At 41.4% G+C, this 18,666-nt stretch carries 11 protein-coding genes and 2 pseudogenes; 5 read left to right on the forward strand and 8 right to left on the reverse strand.

Features of this window, described 5'->3' with window-relative positions; genetic code table 11:
* Position 1: 1 nt before the first annotated feature.
* Positions 2-1,678: an FAD-dependent oxidoreductase gene (locus tag NRI27_RS09795; protein ID WP_371390521.1), complete on the reverse strand. Its 1,677-nt coding sequence runs from the start codon at positions 1,676-1,678 to the stop codon at positions 2-4.
* A gap of 231 nt (positions 1,679-1,909) precedes the next feature.
* Between NRI27_RS09795 and NRI27_RS09800 the strand changes: the two genes are divergently transcribed.
* On the forward strand, positions 1,910-2,506 hold the full coding sequence (locus NRI27_RS09800) for a TetR/AcrR family transcriptional regulator (RefSeq protein WP_371390522.1): 597 nt from the start codon (positions 1,910-1,912) through the stop codon (positions 2,504-2,506).
* 170 nt (positions 2,507-2,676) lie between these two features.
* Here the strand turns inward: NRI27_RS09800 and NRI27_RS09805 are convergent, their stop codons facing one another.
* Both NRI27_RS09805 and NRI27_RS09810 read right to left on the reverse strand, forming a co-directional pair.
* Entirely contained in the window at positions 2,677-4,374 is a 1,698-nt protein-coding gene (locus NRI27_RS09805; RefSeq protein WP_371390523.1) for a transglutaminase domain-containing protein, read from the reverse strand.
* Between the two features lie 173 nt (positions 4,375-4,547).
* The gene (locus tag NRI27_RS09810) at positions 4,548-5,525 is read right to left on the reverse strand and encodes a siderophore ABC transporter substrate-binding protein (RefSeq protein WP_371390525.1); all 978 of its coding nucleotides are present in this window, start codon (positions 5,523-5,525) and stop codon (positions 4,548-4,550) included.
* A gap of 442 nt (positions 5,526-5,967) precedes the next feature.
* Here NRI27_RS09810 and NRI27_RS09815 point away from each other — a divergent pair, with 442 nt between their 5' ends.
* Positions 5,968-7,245: a mechanosensitive ion channel family protein gene (locus tag NRI27_RS09815; protein ID WP_371390527.1), complete on the forward strand. Its 1,278-nt coding sequence runs from the start codon at positions 5,968-5,970 to the stop codon at positions 7,243-7,245.
* Positions 7,246-7,283: 38 nt separating this feature from the next.
* Here NRI27_RS09815 and NRI27_RS09820 read toward each other — a convergent pair whose 3' ends face one another.
* Positions 7,284-7,508, reverse strand: coding sequence for a hypothetical protein (locus NRI27_RS09820; protein WP_317944178.1), 225 nt, complete (start codon positions 7,506-7,508; stop codon positions 7,284-7,286).
* A gap of 265 nt (positions 7,509-7,773) precedes the next feature.
* On the opposite strand from NRI27_RS09820, the gene NRI27_RS09825 reads away from it, so the two are divergent.
* Positions 7,774-8,784, forward strand: a complete 1,011-nt coding sequence (locus NRI27_RS09825) for a hypothetical protein (protein WP_371390528.1) — start codon at positions 7,774-7,776, stop codon at positions 8,782-8,784.
* A gap of 376 nt (positions 8,785-9,160) precedes the next feature.
* Here NRI27_RS09825 and NRI27_RS09830 read toward each other — a convergent pair whose 3' ends face one another.
* Positions 9,161-10,948 (reverse strand): sensor domain-containing diguanylate cyclase, encoded by a 1,788-nt coding sequence (locus NRI27_RS09830; RefSeq protein ID WP_371390529.1) that lies wholly within the window; start codon positions 10,946-10,948, stop codon positions 9,161-9,163.
* A 285-nt stretch (positions 10,949-11,233) separates the two neighbouring features.
* Positions 11,234-12,688, reverse strand: a complete 1,455-nt coding sequence (gene hpaB, locus NRI27_RS09835) for a 4-hydroxyphenylacetate 3-monooxygenase, oxygenase component (RefSeq protein WP_371390530.1) — start codon at positions 12,686-12,688, stop codon at positions 11,234-11,236.
* Between the two features lie 517 nt (positions 12,689-13,205).
* On the opposite strand from hpaB, the gene NRI27_RS09840 reads away from it, so the two are divergent.
* A complete protein-coding gene (locus NRI27_RS09840; protein ID WP_371390531.1) occupies positions 13,206-14,798 on the forward strand; it encodes a BCCT family transporter in 1,593 nt (530 codons plus the stop codon).
* 128 nt (positions 14,799-14,926) lie between these two features.
* Positions 14,927-16,273: pseudogene (locus NRI27_RS09845) on the forward strand (dihydrolipoyl dehydrogenase family protein).
* 116 nt (positions 16,274-16,389) lie between these two features.
* On the opposite strand, the gene NRI27_RS09850 reads toward NRI27_RS09845, so the two are convergent.
* The gene (locus tag NRI27_RS09850) at positions 16,390-16,734 is read right to left on the reverse strand and encodes an ATPase (protein WP_371390532.1); all 345 of its coding nucleotides are present in this window, start codon (positions 16,732-16,734) and stop codon (positions 16,390-16,392) included.
* 376 nt (positions 16,735-17,110) lie between these two features.
* Positions 17,111-18,658 (reverse strand): annotated as a pseudogene (locus tag NRI27_RS09855) (solute symporter family protein).
* Between the last annotated feature and the right edge of the window lie 8 nt (positions 18,659-18,666).

The raw sequence follows: 18,666 nt of genomic DNA on the forward strand, positions 1-18,666 counted from the left end.
ATTATGCTAAAACGATCTCTTCAATGTGTATGCTTCTACTTTCAACATTACCCACGTGCTTTCCGGCTAAATATCCGAACGTTAAAGCTGGTCCTATCGTCCCGCCTGCACCAGGATATGCACCTCCAAGGACACCCATCGCTGCGTTACCAGCTGCATACAAGCCTGGAATAACATTTCCGCGGAGGCTAATCACTTGTCCATGTTCATTAATACGTGGCCCTCCATTTGTTCCTAGTGACCCCGCATGTACTGGAATCGCATAAAATGGTCCTTTTTCAATGGGTCCGATCATCGCTTCAGGTCCTTTAAAGCCGGTTGCAAACTTCTCAAAATGGAGACTGCCACGGTTAAAGTCCGGATCTACATGATTGACGGCATGTTGATTGTATCGCTCAACAGTCGCTTCCAATTGGTCGGGATCGAGTTGGATTTTCTCTGCAAGCTCTCGGATGCTAGCTGCTTGTGGTACCCAGTCAGGAGCGTCTTCTCCAGGTGCCATCGTGACGATGAGTGTGCGATCTTTCAATTGTTGGTCAAAGATCATCCAGACAGATGAGTCGTTCGGATGTGACTGTGAGTTTTGATCATATGTGTAAAATGATTTTGGAAGATCCATATAGGTCGATCCTTCATTCACAAACCGCTTTGCTTGTTTATTGACCATGATGCAATTTGCCATTGCACGCGCTTGACTGTCTATTTGGTTGTATACTTTTCCTTCGTATTCAATCGTAGGATCCACATAGGCAGGTGACCACCACGCTTCACTCATGTTGCCGAGCGCTGCGCCCGCCTCCATCGCCATAATGAGTCCGTCGCCTTCATTATAAGAAGGGGACTGAGGGTGTGTAATGGCACCTTTCAAGAAGGAACGGACAAGTTCTTTGTTCCATTCAAAACCACCTGAAGCAATGACGACACCTTTCTTTGCAGCGATGAATAAATCAGTACCTTCTTCAGTCTCTGCACGAACACCAATGACCGCACCTTCGTCATCCATCACAAGTTCTTTCCCAGGAGTTTTGGTTAGTGCAGGAATGCCACGATCTAGCACGCCTTTAAAGAGACTACCCGCCAACGCTCTTCCCATCGTTGTAATGTTGTTTTCCATTCGTGTTGCGACAAGATTGAAGTCAATGTCAGCTGGATCGACTGCGCCGCCTTCTGCCAATGTAAGAGGTGGGAAAATCGGATTTCTTCTAATTTTATCTGCCCACTCGCCGAGATCGTTTAATGGAAACGGGAGAGGGTCAAGCGATCTCCCTTCTTGCTTTCCACCGGGCAAATCTGCGTAGTAGTCTCCATATCCTTTAGGCACCGCAAACTTCACAGGTGTATGCTCATGTAAATAGTCGATCATTTTCGCGCCGTTTTCGATGAACACATCAATGAGCTCAGGATCGGGCTCTTTACCACCTGTTAACTTCGTAATGTACGTTTTTGCTTCTTCATGTGAATCACCAAGACCGAGTTCTTTCATGTAGCGATTGTTCGGAATCCATGGAATCCCTCCAGAAAAAGCAGTTGTCCCCCCGATTTGGTCCGCTTTCTCAAGAATGAGTACTTCAGCACCTTGATCATGTGCAAGAATCGCACTCGTTAACGCTGCGCCGCCACTTCCTAACACAACAACATCTGTTTCGACGTCCCACTTTACGTTTTTTCTAATTACCAACTTAATACCCCCCATATTCATTTGGAAATCGTTTGAAGAAACCAACAACAAAATAACTGTGTAAAACTAAGACTATTTTATTAATTTACTTTATTGACACCGTGTCGTTAGGTATAATTATAGCTAACAATACTTTTATGACAATAAACATTTTTCAGATTAATGTTGTGTTGTCGGCAAATTGATGGGAAATGTCTAGTAGTGAAAGGATAATCGACAGGGGGAGCAGAAGTGTCTACAAAGGTGGATCCACGGGTACAACGAACGAAAGCGATGTTTCAGGAAGCACTATTGGCGTTATTGGAAGAAAAGGATTACAAAAAAATTACGGTAAGGGAAATTTCCGAACGTTCCCGATTAAATCGTGCTACGTTTTATTTACATTATTACGACAAGGAACAATTGCTGGAGCAACTGATGGATGAAGCGCTAGCGGATTTACGTAAAAGTGTTCAAGTGAATGATTATGAGTACAAATACGACAGTGATAATCCTCATCCAATATTTGTGAGGCTTTTTGAGAAGATGATTGAACGGAATCAGTTTTATCAAATCATGCTGGCGCATGAGAAAGTGCCCTATTTCATTGACTCGGTGAAACGGATTATTGAGACGTTCGTGAGAGAAGGTGCTCAATATATGATTAATGATCAGCATATATTTAAAGTGCCGATGGAAATTTCAATTGCCTACATTACGTCTGCTTATTTAGGTGTCATCATTTGGTGGTTAAAAAATGATATGCCGCATACGCCGACGTACATGGCAAAGCAGCTAACAACAATGTCGACGGTTGGACCGATGGTGGACAATCCGTATTTGCGCTAAGTTGTAGTTAGTTTTAGTGAACTGGCAAGGCGCCTAGGACAGCTCATAAAAAATGCATGAAGGTCAACTAACCCTCATGCATTTTGTCAATTATTTAGTGAATACTCAGGAGTGCAGAGAAACGCCCTCGATGTTGGCACATCCTCAATAATTGTAGTGCTTTACACATTCTAATATTCTACTCCAGAACGAGAGTGCGTTTTAAACGATTCTTCATTCGGATCAAAAAAGTCTTCTGTGTAATTTGCTACAAACTCACCTTTGTCAATGTATCCAGCACCCCAGGTAGGATCCATTGTTAGCCACTCACCGTCAACTTTCACTTCGACCCATGCATGTCGTGCAAAATTAAAACCAGATCCCGCCGTACCTGCAATATATCTGGCTTCCATACCACCTGCACGAAGAATTGCAATAGCGAGATACGTATAATCTTGGCAAATTCCAGTTTTTAAATCGAGTACTTTTAACGCACTATCATCCCACTCAAACTCATTATTCTTCATCTTATTCACGTCATAAGAAATCGTCTTTGCAGTATATTCATATACGGCTTTCGCTTTTTCGCGATCCGACATCGACTCTTTCATGAGCTCATCTGCGAGTGCGAGTATATCGATGGAATCTGACTGGACACCCCTAGATGGTAATGTATCACGTTGATCTTCTGTGGCGGTACTTTCAACAGAGAATTCAGCTACGTTGTAATAGTAGAACTTGGCACTATTTTTCTCTTTTATCTCTGGTACACTCACAATGACTTCATAGGTTCCTGGTCCAAATCGCAAATAAAACTCGTCATCAAATTTGTAATCCGTTACAGGAATAACAGCAAGTGCTTCGTCTCCATCTTTTTTGGTTGTAATATATAGATGGGTTGTTTCTTTTGCGAAGGGAGCATCTTTGTCAATGGTTCCTTTAATCCGATACGTGTGATCCGTTTCTTGACCGCCATAAGTAGGAAATTCAAGCGCGACTCCTCTTTCATCATAAGTTGTCGTATAAGTGATGGGTTCAGTCAAAAGATCGGACGTATTTTCAATATAGAGGATGGTTCCTTCCTGGTAATAGTTCTCTCTTTCCTTGTCTGGTACATACACATTTAGTTTGTGTACACCTTTACCGTAAAACAACGGAATGTCGTATTGGAACTCTCCATTCTTGACAGGGAGGACGTGTTTCCAAGCTTCACCGTCTTTCTTTAGCTCGATCATAACCGTTTCATGATCAATAGCAGTTGTGCCCTTAACGGTAAAGACCTCGTTTTCTTCCACGTAACCACGTGCAGGTTGTTCAATTGTCAAATGTGCATCTTGGGCGAATGCTGTGTACGTGATATCGCGTTGTACGGTAGGATTCACATTATATACATTGAACTTTACTAGATCATAATAGTAATCCTCTCGGTCCTTACTAGGAAGAAGTACAGTAACCCGATAGTCACCTTCTCCATTAAATAAGGTTACATCTTGTTTGAATTTCCCGTCTGTGATGGGTGCATAATACTCCATGGTATTGTCCGTATTTGCCTCTCCATCATACTGGAGCTTAATCCATACATATTGACCTTGTAACTGTTCATACTGTTCCACATTCCCTTCAACCGTCACAAGTTCATTCACTGCAAAGTTTGTGTGGCTAGGCTGTGAGAGGGTAGCACCAACTTCATTGCCATAACTTGTCAGTTCTAATGGTGTCATTTCAAGTTCAGCATTTTTCTTTTCCACCGCTATTGCAAAATCATCTTTCGGTTCTTCTGCCTCTACAGTTTGTTTCTCAGAAGGGGCTGCAGACTCATTCGAGCATGCAAGCAACATTCCTGAGCAAAGTAGACAAAAAAAGAGTCCGATCGCTTGCTTACTAAACATTGATTTCCTCCTAACGATTTACCAGTTACCTATACTATAACAATATTTTGTGAATCGTGCTAAATTAGCATCACAAGTCTGTGAGGGGAACTTGATAAAAGGGGGAAAACGCAAAAAAAGCAAAAACTTCTAGTTTCTACAACCAGAAGTTTTTGCGTGTTAGAAAGATTGTCTTACAATCCAGCTTTTACATCTTCAATCATGATTTTAATGGATTGTAATCCGCCACCTGCAAGGTACCAAGGGCCACCGTTTAAGTAAACGATTTTACCATTTTTATAAGCGTTCGTTTTCTTGACAATGTCGTTTTCAATCGCATTTTTTACACTTGCATTCGCATCAAATGCAGAATCGCGGTCAATAACGAAAAGGATGTCAGGATTTTGTTCCATTACGTATTCGAATGAAATGCTTTGACCATGTGTAGATTTCTCAATGTTTACGTCAGCAGGCTTGAATCCAAAAACATCATGGATAATTCCGAAACGAGAGCTTGGTCCATAAGCGCTGACTTTCTCTTCGTTCCCCATAATAATTAACGTCTTTTCATCTTTAGCTGCTGCTTGTTCCTTAATCTCTTCAATAGAAGCGTTCACTTCAGCTAATTCAGCTTTCACTTCATCTTCTTTACCGAAAAGTTTACCGATTGTTTCCATGTTGCTTGTAAATGAATCCATATAGTTCGTGTAGTCTACACCCATGTAGACAGTTGGAGCAATCTTCTTGAATTCTTCATATAGATCTGATTGACGAGCAGAGATGAAAATGACGTCAGGTTGCATTGCATGAATTGCTTCGAAATCAGGCTCTTTCAAGCTTCCAAGATTCTCGTATTCATCACTCTTATACTTTTCCAAGTACTGAGGAATCGTTGCTTGTGGAAGACCCGCAACTGGAATATTTAGTTCATCTAACGTATCTAATACACCAAAGTCGAAGACAACAACTTTCTCAGGTGTTTTCTCGAATACAACTTCTTCTTCATCCAGCTCATGCTTAATGGAAACTGGTGTAGTTTCTTCAGTTGCTGGTTTGTCAGCATCTGTTCCTGTTGCTCCATTCGTATTGGAATCTTTATCACTGTTCGTTCCGCATGCAGCTAGAACAAAAAGTAGTGATAAAACAAGTGTAAATAAAGACCATTTTTTCATGCTTGACTATCTCCTTTTCCATCTTCTGATTTTCGGAATTGATATTGATTAATAGTGATAATCATTATCAGTTACCTTACAAATTTGATTTTATCAGATTAAAATGGAATGTCAACTATTAATTGAAAATCATTATCAGTTACGTGCGAACTTTCTATGCTATGGGATACGAATAAAACATGTATATCATTGTGCAACAAGAAAAGAATCCATTCGTCCTTTCTTTGGAGATGAATAGATCGTATAAATTCTCGTATCCTTAATGGTATATAGAAAGGGTTTCTGGAAAAGAAGAATGCCTGATTTTCATAGCGACTCATCCATTGCTCAAAGCAAGTAAATCCACCCTGAAAATAGGTCATCGTACAGACAAAAACGGCATTCCTGCGCTACAATTCTATAAGAGAAAATTATTGGTCAAATCAGTTTAGGAGGAATAGAAGTGGTTTTTATTCGTAATCAGCTTTCAAGCTTTGGAGTGGAGCAACCTTGGCTTGATCCTGTTGCTTTTGTCATACTTATTACCTGCATTACGCTTCTATGCGTCATTGCAAACTTCATTACAAAAAAAGTCGTCATCCGCTTTATCACGCATATTGTCAGCAAAAATAAGTACAAATGGGATGATGTATTAGTAGAGCGAAAAGTGTTCCATAAGTTATCGCATTTTGTCCCTGCCATCATTATTTATTACTTTGCTGCGTCATTTCCGACGTATCGAACGGCGATAGAAACGTTAGCAATCACGTACATTATGATCGTAGCGTTTAGTGTGATGAATCGCTTGTTAACAGTGTTCAATGATATTTACCAAACGTATGAAATTGCAAAGACGAAGCCGATTAAAGGCTATATCCAAGTAGCGAAAATCACGATTATCATCATCGGAACCATCCTCGTCATAGCTAATTTGTTAGGAGAAAGTCCGCTAATCTTGCTGAGTGGAATCGGTGCGCTCTCAGCCGTGTTCATGTTAGTGTTCAAAGATTCATTATTAGGCCTCGTTGCAGGGGTTCAATTGTCTGCGAATGATATGGTGCGAGTCGGGGATTGGATTGAAATGCCGAAATATGGGGCGGATGGGGATGTCATCGATATCTCATTAAACACGGTCATGGTCCGTAATTTTGATCGGACAGTCACGATGATACCGAGTTATGCGCTCATATCCGATTCGTTCATTAACTGGAGAGGGATGCAAGAATCCGGGGGGCGCCGTATTAAACGTGCTTTGCATATTGACACCTCGAGCATTGCATTTTGCTCAAAAGAATTGCTCGATCATTTAAGAGAGATTCACTTCCTAAGCGACTACATTGCGGAACGTGAAGTGGAAATTGAAACATACAACACGACCAAAAGCATTAATCGGAGCAATGCGGTCAACGGGCGTGCGCTTACAAATATAGGCGTATTTCGAGTGTATGTACATGAATATTTGAAACGACACCCTGGCATCCATCAGGAGATGACGCTGATGGTTCGTCAATTGGCTCCAAGTGAAAACGGTCTGCCGTTAGAAATCTATGCCTTTACGAATAGTACGCAATGGACAATCTACGAGGCTGTGCAAGCGGATATTTTTGACCATCTATTTGCCGTAGCGGGTCAATTTGGACTTCGTGTATTCCAAAATCCTGCAGGAAGTGATTTTAAGTGGATGCCACAACGTGCTACTAGTGAAGGGGATAGGTATGAATTAAATGAAAAAAGTGAGTAGGAATTTCCCGTTCCTCTCACTTTTTTTCGTTTATTTATTCAATATAGACGCTGTTCATGTGGACATGGCGGAAACCCATGGATATCTTGGATCGTGCGTAAATCGTACTGCTTCATAGCAAATTGCGTATGGTATAGGTATTCGATAAGTAGCAATTTACCATCCGAGAAACCGCATAATACACCTGACGTACCTTGCCCGTTCTGAAATGAAACCCCGACTGGCTGTCCCGTTAAATAGTGAACTTTTTGCTGCCAATGCATGACTGACACTCCTTCCACTGTAGTATATTAGACGGTGAAGAGTTAGGTGCCTGGCAATTGGACTGTATCGTTTGAGAAAGGAATATGAAACTTCTCTCCATTCAAACCGTACAGTTAATAGAGTTCATTTTATGGAAAGGGGAGGAAAACCATCGCTACGAGAATTTCAAATTTCTTTGGGTGTTTAGGCTGCTTCCTTCCATTAGGTGCGGCTGGACTATTCATTCATGCAATTTTTAATGGCTATGGAGTGAAGGCTTTTTTATTGCTTGTAATTGCTTACGTGATAGCGATGAGACTGTTTGCACAAGCACAGAGGATCGAGGATAAACAAGTAGAAGTGCTTCGCAAAAAGCTCCAATCCTTGCAACTGAATGGAATGGATTCTTCCAGACTACGTACATTTGTTGCGGCAGATGCATTGACGAAAGTTTCACTAGATCGGGACAAGCAACGGATATATTTGTGGAGAGCTCTAAGTCATGAAGGGGAACTACTGGAGAAACCACAGAAAAATATGTCGTATGAGACATTTAGTTATAAGACTGAATTACTCGAATCGGTTTCTGTCCTTGCAGACGACCACGTACTGTCCACTTCAAACCAAACAGAGCTGACAGGTGATGAGCAAACATCAGAGAGTGGAAAAGTGGAAAGAATTACACTTCTTCTTCAAGTGACAGACGAAAAATATCCCTTTCATCCAATTCGTTTCTACCATAAACCCAATTTAGGATTAGTAAAGGGTTCAGCTGACTATAAAAAAGTTATTGAAGAAGTTATGGAATGGTTTGAGTCCTTGTCAGAATTGGCGTGTGTGAAAGATGGTATTGAACAACAGGGTGATCTTCAAGTGAACGAACGGTTTGATTGGGAAGAGACGGACAGTGAACACTCGAAACTTCCAGAGGCGGAGGGTGAGCATGCACATGGAGAATTTAAAGAAGTTACGAACGAAATCTCTCATAGTTCTGAAGTTCGGGAAGAGGACATGGATGCTGTAAACTGTGTTGAGGTTAAAGAGCAAGAAGCCAATGAAAATGAGCGAATAGAAGAGGAGTCTTCAGAACAACGAACAGTGTCCGAAACGAAAGAAATGAGTGAAGAAGAAAGCGAGAATAAAGAAGTAGAGAAAAGTATTCCGTACGAGTATAGTCACAACGTTGATAGTGAAATTTCAAATGTGACAGCAGAACCTGCAGAAAATGAACTCTCTTACTTTGAAAAGCTGATAAAACAAAACAAAGAGCAGTTGAATGCAGAGCGGAAAAAGTGAAAAAGTGGCCTGAGAACTTAAGGCCACTTTTTCATGGTGAATATTGAAGACTAAGCAGAAGAAAAGCGAGCGGTGGGAAGGGAAAGCACTTGCCACGTTATCATGCTTCATCCGTATCACAACGTTCCTCTCTCGTATCACAACGTAACCCGTTTGCATCACAACACTCGCGCCGTATCGCAACGTAATAGCTTCGTATCGCAACATTCCTCTCTCGTATCACAACGTAACCCGCTCGCAACACAACACTCGAGCCGCATCACAACGTAATAGCTTCGTATCGCAACATTCCTCTCTCGTATCACAACGTAACCTGCTCGCATCACAACACTCGAGCCACCCCATACTATTAAAATCGACATGAACACTCAGAAATCTAGAAAACCTCCACTCGATTTCGGCCATTCAGTTTTGCTTGGTACAAAGCTTTATCACATCTGGATATGAGTGTGTGGACGGTGTCACCTGGAAGATACGAAGCAATTCCGAAACTACCCGTTAGCGGTTCATTTATAGGAAATGCGTGTTGCTCCATAAAGGATCGAATCTTCTCGGAAAGTTGTAGTGCTTCACCCTCTGTAGTTTCTTGACAAATGATTAGGAATTCTTCACCACCCCATCTGCCAATTACATCTTTTTCTCGCTGAATCCTTGTAAGTAATTTTGCCGTTTCAATTAAAATTGCATCTCCGACTTGATGACCGTATGTATCATTGACCGTTTTAAACTTATCGATGTCTAGTAAAATAATCGAGAGCGGTTGATTGTCATTCGCTGCTCGCTTGAAAGCGACATCCATCATAGAATCCAGTCGAAAACGATTGGCAAGTTGTGTCAGTCTATCCGTATTCGCTAAGTATTCAAGTTCCCTTTTTGCTTTTTCTAACTGTTGCGTCCGTTCCAACACTTTATCCTCAAGCGTTTCAGTCAACGCTTGTTGCATGCGTTCATTTTCACTTTTAATAATACTAATTTTATCGCCTAAAGCGAGCGATAAAAATAACGCTTCAAAAATTGCCCCAATTGCAGGGACATCTTCATATATACGCGGGTGCAGAGGGATAATCCCTAAGAAACCTAAACCCTGTACAACAATGGAGCTTAAGAGAATCGTCCACCCAATCATGTAAAAGCGTGCGGATTTAAGGCCTTTCCTAAGCAACTGGAATCCTGATATCCATAGTAAAACGAGGACAATCATCGTAAAAACAGTTGTTACGTCATTAATCATACTGACATTTGGGGTAAGTATTGCTGCAACAAACAATAGAATGTTTAGCCATAAGGCGATGGTCAATAAACGGTAAAACTTTGGCAAGTTCTTTTTTAATTCAAGAAATTCTCTTCCGAATAGAATCATGAACAACACTAATAAGTTGCAACTTAACACCAATGATCGCGTAAAAAACCATTCGGGTACAAGTTGACCTAATAACTCAATGTCAAATGTATTCATAGTAGCTTGAAATACCATGAAGCTCCACATGTAACAAACGTAAAACAGATATGCTTTTTCTCGTAGTGAAAAGTATAAGAATAAATTATAAATAGATAATGCCGTTAAGAAACCGTAAAATGCTCCGGTGAAAAATTTGTAGGAAATAATTTTTTGTATGAATTCATTCGTTGTATACAGAGAAGAAATCACTGTCAATGGAAGGGAACCCTCTAATCTCAGATAGATTTCTGAGACAGTTGATGGATTATCGATGGTAAATAAAATCGAGCGGAAATGAATTGGCCGATTTTCTAAGTTCGAAAAACCACCTGTTTGTATTTCATAAGAACCGTCCTCATTTACAAGATACATTGTAATACTCTCTAGTTTATCAATTAGTTCGAGCCAGTAGGATTTATCGTGCTCCAACAGTAATTCATCTGCTTGTAAGCGAAGCCAAACGACATCATCTGTATGCCAAAAATTTAAGTAGTTTTCGGTACTGGCAGTGAAGGATGAATGATAATCGTCGGTTAATAAGTCGTCGATCGTAAGTGATGCAGACGAATCACGGAATATCTCATAATAAGGGCCAAGTTTTAATGAGGAGGAAGATCTGGATGTTGGATTGGTTAAAAGAGAATAGAAAGAAAATATCACACCGACAATGAGAACAATGAAAGTTAGTCGTCGGGTAGTCGTATGAATCAGTTTTGTTTTCATCATTAAACCTATCTGCCTCCAAAGTTACTATTTATTTAGGTAGAATTTACTTATTTGTATAGAATACCACGCTTGATAACTAGATACAAAATACAATTTACAAGAATTCTTTGATTTTACAATAACGGCTTATAACGTAACCCGCTCGCATCGCAACACTCATGGCGCATCACAACATACCTCATTCGTACAAAACGTAACCCGCTCACAACACAACACTCGCTTCAAGTAGAAAATACCACCTCACACAAGCAACACGTGTAAGATGGCATTTCCTAATCACTTCAATTACCGCTTTCCAACTTGTATCCCTATCAATTTTTCAACCATCTCCATATGTGCATCTTTCGGATACGACTTATACAGGTAACTGGCTAACCGAACGGGATCTCCGAAAAAGTAGCGTTCATATTGGGTTTGTCTTGTGCCGAATGCGCTCATGGTGAGGTCCCAAGCGAGACGGAAGATTTTCACCCGGTCTTCTGCAGACTGGTTTGCAGCTTGTAAATAGTGGTGGAGGTCAGGAATGCGCTCAGATTGAAAGTCTTTTTCGGTAGGCAATGTAACCATTCCACTCGCTCCGATCAGCTGAATGATTTCACTAAATCGTGGATAGAGTTTCGGAAAGATGTTGCTTGCAACTTGCAAAGGTAACAGGCTTGGTCGCATATAACCTGCTGTATCGACTGTTGCGTCCATTTCGGATTTTGCGAGCAATGCTTTCATCGTTTCAAGCCCGATGATGATTTCCGATAGTTTTTCATGAATGTGCTGATATTCACTGATGTTAATCGTTTGTACAAGCAGTTCGGCGACACTTAGCATGAATTCGGTTTTGACGATTTGTCTCGTGATGACTTGGTGAAACGTGAAAGGTTGAAAGGAACTTGCACCGAAAAAGGTTGCGGCGACTTCGGGAGCATCGTAGAAAAATACACGTTCCCAAGGGACTAGGACGTTATCAAACACGACTAGTGAATCCATCTCATCGAATCGGGAACTGAGTGGATAGTTGAACGTTGACGTGCCTCCGACAAAAGATTCTCGGCAAATGAAACGCAACCCCTTTGAATTTGAGGGGATGGAAAATGCGAAAGCTTCCTCAGGTTCACAAAGTAGTTTCGGTGTACTGAATACGAGAATTTCATCTGTCAATCCACCTTGAGTCGCAAGAAGACGTGCTCCTCTAATGATAAGCCCATCATTTGTTTTCTTTACAACTTTTGCAGCAATTGGTTCGTCGCTACATTCGAAGTAAGCTTGAGATCGATTCACTTGAGGTGTAATGAAAGTATGGGTGAATGAAAGATCATTATCTCTCGCTTTTTCATACATAGCTAGCATATGTTGAGGAAAACAATTCTCCTTTCCCTCCAATAAATAACGCGAAGAGGCAAAACTCATCATGACTGTATTTAAATAATCAGGACTTCTACCGAGTAGCCCGCAAGTTTGGCGAGCCCACTGTTCAATCATACGTCTTCTCAACCATAATTCCTCGATTGTGCGAGGTTGCATGAAAGATAAACCGACGCGTTCTTTTGTAGTTGGTGACGTATAGGTCATTTTTTGTAACAACTCTGGGGATACTTGGGCATCATACAAAGCGGCTTTTGTGCGCAGAATTCCTTTAAAGGCACTATTGTCAGAAAGTGGTCCTTTTACTTGCATACCGTCAAGCCAAATTTCATTATTGAGTGAATTGATCTTTTTAAGAAAATCACTGCCATTTATCGCTCCCACATCATTCCCCCGTATGTGTTTTTTCTAGTATATTACCAACTATTTTCATGTGACAAAGAAGCATGATTTTTCCGTGTTCAACCATTCTATAGAAGAAGAAGTGTTTGCGTTTAGTATGACGATCGTCGTTACATGAAAAAATGAACGTTTTTATGTGAATATAAAAGTTAAATGATGAACATTTTTTTTAGCGCGTTGTATTTTTTTATAAAGCGAATAAATTCATCTATTGAATTTTCTCACTTAATGACGTAAACAACTGATAGGTATGTAAAAATTAAATAATGTATTACCTGAAATTGTTGAAGATGCATAGGGGAATATCGATTAATATCTTGTGATTTAAGAAAGTAAAACCTTTTAATTTGATGTAAAAATAAACTTAAACAGTTGACGTATAGACGATAGTAGCGTAATTTAACCACTTTAGGTAAACAATATATTTACTTGGAATGCCTTTATTAGCATCAGAAGAAATTCAACCGGTGTTAGTAGTAATGTTGAGAGGAGTGAAGGCATGAAGTTAGACCAGCCAAAAACGGACTGGCCCGTATTAATGATTAGTGGTGGACTACTTGTTGCATTCGTAGTCGCATCGTTACTCAATTTAGATTTCGTCACGAACGCAGTCGATACGTCATTTGCGTTTGCTGTAAAATATTTTGGAGCATTTTGGCAAGCACTTCTGTTAGGTGTCTTTTTTGTCGCAATCGGTATTGCCCTATCAAGTTATGGACGCGTGCGTCTTGGGAAATTAGAGAAACCTGAGATAGGGAAATTTAAATGGCTAGCAATGATTATGACAACCTTATTAGCGGGGGGCGGTGTGTTCTGGGCCGCTGCGGAACCGATGTATCATTTCATTAGTACGCCGCCAACATTTAATGGCGTTGAGCCAAGTACAAAGGAAGCGGTCATTCCGGCACTTGCACAAAGTTATTTGCACTGGGGGTTTCTAGCATGGTCGATCCTCGGTACACTGAGCACGATCGTTTTAATGTATGCACACTATCATAAAGGAATGCCGCTGAAGCCTCGCTCGCTTCTCTATCCAATATTCGGAGAGAAAATTATGACGAAGAGTGCACTTGGGACAGCGGTCGATGCATTTGCCATCATTTCTGTAGCAGCTGGAACAATTGGACCGATTGGATTTCTTGGTTTGCAAGCGGCATACGGCATGGAAGCGATATTCGGTATACCGAATAATATGTTTACGCAAATCCTCATTATTTTAGGTGTTGTAGCGATTGCAATGATTTCAGCAATCACAGGGCTCCGAAAAGGGATCCAGTTTTTAAGCAATCTGAATATCTTGTTAACGTTAGTATTAATGGTTGTCGTCCTTTTATTAGGGCCAGGTGGGTTTATTCTTACGAATTTCTTATCTGCATCTGGTGTGCATTTGCAAGAATTTCTACGCATTAGTACGTACCATGGAGATTCTGAATGGCTTGGATTATGGACGGTTTTTTTCTGGGGTTGGTTTTTAGGCTACGGTCCAATGATGGGCGTTTTCATTTCTACGATTTCAAGAGGACGGACAATTAGAGAGCTTGTTGTATCAATATCCATTATTGCTCCTGTCGTAACGTGCTTCTGGTTTACGGTTGTTGGTGGATCAGGAATTTTCTACGAGTTACTGCAACCGGGTGTAATTTCTAATGCGCTGAACAGTGCAGGCATGCCAGCAGCAATGATCGCAATTACGCAGCAGTTACCGTTCAGTGTCATCATTGCACCTGCATTTCTAATTGTTACGATTTTGTTTGTTGTGACAACAGCAGATTCAATGTCCTATACAATTTCAGTAGCAGTTCGAGGAAATTCTAAGCCACCAAAGATGTTGCGGATCTTTTGGGCGATGATTATGGGAGCAGTCGCAATTGTACTTTTAGCAATTGGAGAAGGGAGCATCACTGCCATCCAATCATTCATTGTCGTGGCGGCTGTTCCGGTTTCCTTGTTTCTACTTCCGTTGCTTTGGACAGCCCCGAAAGTTGCGGGGATTTTAGCGCGTGAACAGTTTCCTGTCGCGCAACAGGTTGTTCGCACTGAAGACGATCATGCAAAAATTGATAAACAAGACGACCATACACAAAGCGTATGACTGCGAAATGAGAAACGTCAGCACACTTACTCTGTGCTGGCGTTTTTCTTATGCGGATAAATGATTTACTCCTTTCAAACGAGGGTACGATTAGAGAAGTGTATATTCGTGACAAGGAGGAGAGTCAGATGGATAACAAATACGATTTAATTGTCATCGGAACAGGAAGTGCAGGCGCAGTTGCTGCAAAAAAATGTTCAGAGGCAGGATGGAGTGTTGCGATCATTGACGACCGACCATTTGGAGGAACTTGTGCAATCCGTGGGTGTGATCCGAAAAAAGTTCTTGTAGGTGCAGCAGAATTAATGGATTGGCACGAGCGGATGCAAGGGAATGGTCTTGCTGGACATGCACAGATTGATTGGCAAGCGTTGATGGCATTCAAGCAAACTTTTACACAACCGGTTCCTGAACAAACAGAAGAAAAGTTTAAAAAACTAGGCATTCAGATGTACACAGGCAAAGCGGTGTTCCAAAGTGAAACGGAAATACAAGTTGGATAGCACTTGTTGGTGGGCGAGCATATTTTGATTGCCACAGGAGCTCAACCTGTAAAGATGGGGATTCAAGGGGAGGAGCACTTAGCGTCCAGCGACGATTTTCTAGAGCTTGAAGAACTGCCGAGAAAAATCGTCTTCGTCGGTGGTGGATACATCTCCTTTGAATTTGCGCATATTGCCACTCGCGCAGGAGCTGAAGTCCATATTATCCATAGAGGAGATGATCCCTTAAAGCAGTTTGATCAAGATCTTGTCCAACTATTGTTGAAACGTTCGCGAGACATTGGCGTACACCTACACTTAGGCGTCTCTGTGGAAGAAATCGAAAGAGAAGGTGACCAATATACCGTTATCGGAGCAGCGGGGGAGAAGCGACATGAATGGGAAGCTGATTTAGTCGTTCATGGAGCTGGTCGCTCGCCTGCACTAGATATGGACTTGGAAAAGGGGAATGTAGAAAGCGATAAGAATGGTGTCCGTGTCAATGAGTATTTGCAAAGTGTGAGTAATCCACGTGTATATGCAGCTGGTGACGTTGCTGCAACGGACGGTCCTCCTTTGACACCAATTGCAACAACCGAATCTCATATTGTTGCGGCAAATTTACTAAGGGGCAATCAGAAAAAAGCGCAATACCCAGCTGTTGCATCTGTCGTTTTCACCACTCCAAAACTCGCCTCAGTAGGCATGACGGAACAACAAGCAAAAGAATGTGGAAGGGAAGTAGACATACGTTTCGAAGAAGTGTCTGATTGGTTTACGTATCGACGGACAAATGAAAGGCATGCAGCGTTTAAGGTCATTACGGATTCGCAAAAAGGAGTTGTTCTAGGGGCACATCTTTTAAGTGGTGAAGCGCATGAACTCATCAATCACTTTGCAACGGCGATCCGTTTTGAGTTGCCCATTAAAGAACTAAAGAAAATGGCATTTGCTTATCCTACCGTTGCATCCGATATTTCTTATATGATTTAGCAAAAAAGAGGGGGGTTGTCCCAAAGTACGATAGCAATCGTCTAAGGAACAACCCCTTAAATTATTTTGTAGGAGATGACAGTACATATAGAAATGTTCGCCACAAACTTATTGAATTAGAGAATCTGCGTCAATTCTGAATTCAGTACCCTTTGGGCTTGAAGGATTACACCTGAAGCTGTTAAGCCGTAAACGGAATAGATTCCACCGTTTTGATTTGGAACAATTTCCACTTCATATTGAAGCGTTCCTGCACCTAAACCCAAGTTGCGAACAGTCGATGCATTAGCCGCAGTGGCAAAGTTTGTGGAAGTAATGAGTTGTCTTGTCCCGTTTAGCCGGAAAACTCGGACAACACCTGTAAGCATACCTCCTGTGCGATTCAGGATTTTTATTTGAACGGAAGTTGCATTAGATGGCAAGTTCCCGACGTTTTCGATCGGTCCAGTTGTATAAGGCATTCAATACACCTCCTTCTAATAGGCTCTATAATCTGCAGATTACACTATCATTCTATTCGCGGTTTCATACATGTACTGAACGATTGAATCAATTCATTAAAAAGAATTGTTGAAGATATGGGTATATTCATTGAGTGGAATGGTGGATTGCTCATTAAAAAGATTTTACAAATCGTGTGAGTCTTAACGTGGAAATATTTTGGTGATCAGTTACAGCAGAAGCGTGATGATGGACAAAATGAAAATACATGAACCGAATCAGTACGAATCGGCTCATGCATTGTAGGTCATAATCGTATAGTATTTTTGATTGTTGATAGAGCTTGTCTGCGAATTAATCGCTAGAGGGGCTAATTAGTATAGAAATATTGAATGGTTAGCTCTCTACACCGCGATAGCCCGTTTCTGCTTTAAAGCGCACTTCTGCATAGGAAGTTTCTTCAGCTTCGTGACGTTTGGCGCCAACATACGTACCGACAACTGCAGCGATGAATCCTGCAGGTATGGAAATGATTGCCGGATTGACGAACGGGAAGAGTGGTTCGCCTACGAAGAATGCAGCTCCAGGAACTGGGTTAATGACGTTTGGACTGACAGATACGAGAATAAGCGCCGTAAATAACCCGGTCAGCATCGAAGCGACTGCACCCGTTGTATTGAATTATCGCCAGTAAATCGTCATCAATAACGTTGGAACATTGGCGGATGCCGCTATACAAAACGCTAGAGAAACAAGGAATGCGACATTCAATTTTTCTGAACCAAGCGCCAAAAGAATTGAAACGACACTGACACTGATTGCCGCAATACGGGCTGCTAACACTTGTTGTTTCTCTGACACTTTACCTTTCATAATAATTTCACCATAAATGTCATGCGCAATAGCGGATGCACCCGAAAGTACTAGCCCTGCAACTACGGCAAGAATTGTTGCGAATGCAACGGCAGCTACGAAAGATTCAAGTGGATCTCCGCCAAGGACTCCTGCAAGCATAGGAGCAGCCATATTTCCGGCCGGGTTTTCAGCAATGATGGCTTTCGAACCGACAAACTTTGCTGCGCCGAATCCTAGGAAGATTGTAAGTACGTAAAAAATACCGATAATCCAAACTGCATAAACGACAGAGGAGCGAGCGGTCTTTGCATCTTTCACTGTAAAGAAGCGCATTAAAATATGTGGCAGTCCTGCTGTTCCAAGAACGAGTGCAAGTAAAACAGAGATCAGTCCAATTGGATCTTTGTAGACGACTCCGGAATGAAGGAAGGATTCTCCGTGATCTGTCGCAGTACGCATAACCTCAAACATTCCAACGAAATTGAAGTTGAATTTCATTAACACAAGGAATGAAATGACGATTGTCCCAATCATAAGCAAAATGGCCTTTACAATTTGTACCCAGCTCGTTGCTGTCATACCACCAAATAAGACGTAAATGAGCATCATCACGCCGACAATGAGTACAGAAAGCATATAATCAATACCGAATAGTAGTTTAATAAGCGCACCAGCACCGACAAGTTGGGCAAGCATATAGAAAAGTACAATCGTAATCGTATTTAGTGCAGCGGCTCCACGAACTTTTTTCGCACCAAAACGAGAACCAATCATATCGGCCATCGTATACTTCCCAAGGTTACGAAGCGGTTCTGCAATTAGAAATAGAACAACCAAATAGGCAGTTAGAAAACCGACACTATAATAAAACCCGTCAAAGCCATTTAAAGAAATTGCACCGGCAATACCTAGGAAAGAAGCTGCCGATAAATAATCCCCAGCAATCGCCATACCGTTCTGCCAGCCGGTCAGAGAACCGCCAGCCGTATAAAAATCACTGGCTGTCCTTGTTTGTTTGGCAGCCCAATACGTAATGTAAAGTGTTAGCAAAATGACCGCAAAAAAGATTGCAACAGAAAAAAAGCTCATAGTCCAAT

Origin of the sequence: Sporosarcina sp. OR05 (assembly GCF_041414805.1) — a bacterium.
Taxonomy (GTDB): domain Bacteria; phylum Bacillota; class Bacilli; order Bacillales_A; family Planococcaceae; genus Sporosarcina; species Sporosarcina saromensis.

Bases quoted from the DNA above. Each gene is read 5' to 3' on its own strand.
- NRI27_RS09805 (WP_371390523.1), bottom strand. From the start codon at position 4,374: ATGTTTAGTAAGCAAGCGATCGGACTCTTTTTTTGTCTACTTTGCTCA.
- NRI27_RS09820 (WP_317944178.1), bottom strand. From the start codon at position 7,508: ATGCATTGGCAGCAAAAAGTTCACTATTTAACGGGACAGCCAGTCGGG.
- NRI27_RS09810 (WP_371390525.1), bottom strand. From the start codon at position 5,525: ATGAAAAAATGGTCTTTATTTACACTTGTTTTATCACTACTTTTTGTT.
- NRI27_RS09840 (WP_371390531.1), top strand. From the start codon at position 13,206: ATGAAGTTAGACCAGCCAAAAACGGACTGGCCCGTATTAATGATTAGT.
- NRI27_RS09830 (WP_371390529.1), bottom strand. From the start codon at position 10,948: ATGATGAAAACAAAACTGATTCATACGACTACCCGACGACTAACTTTC.
- NRI27_RS09850 (WP_371390532.1), bottom strand. From the start codon at position 16,734: ATGCCTTATACAACTGGACCGATCGAAAACGTCGGGAACTTGCCATCT.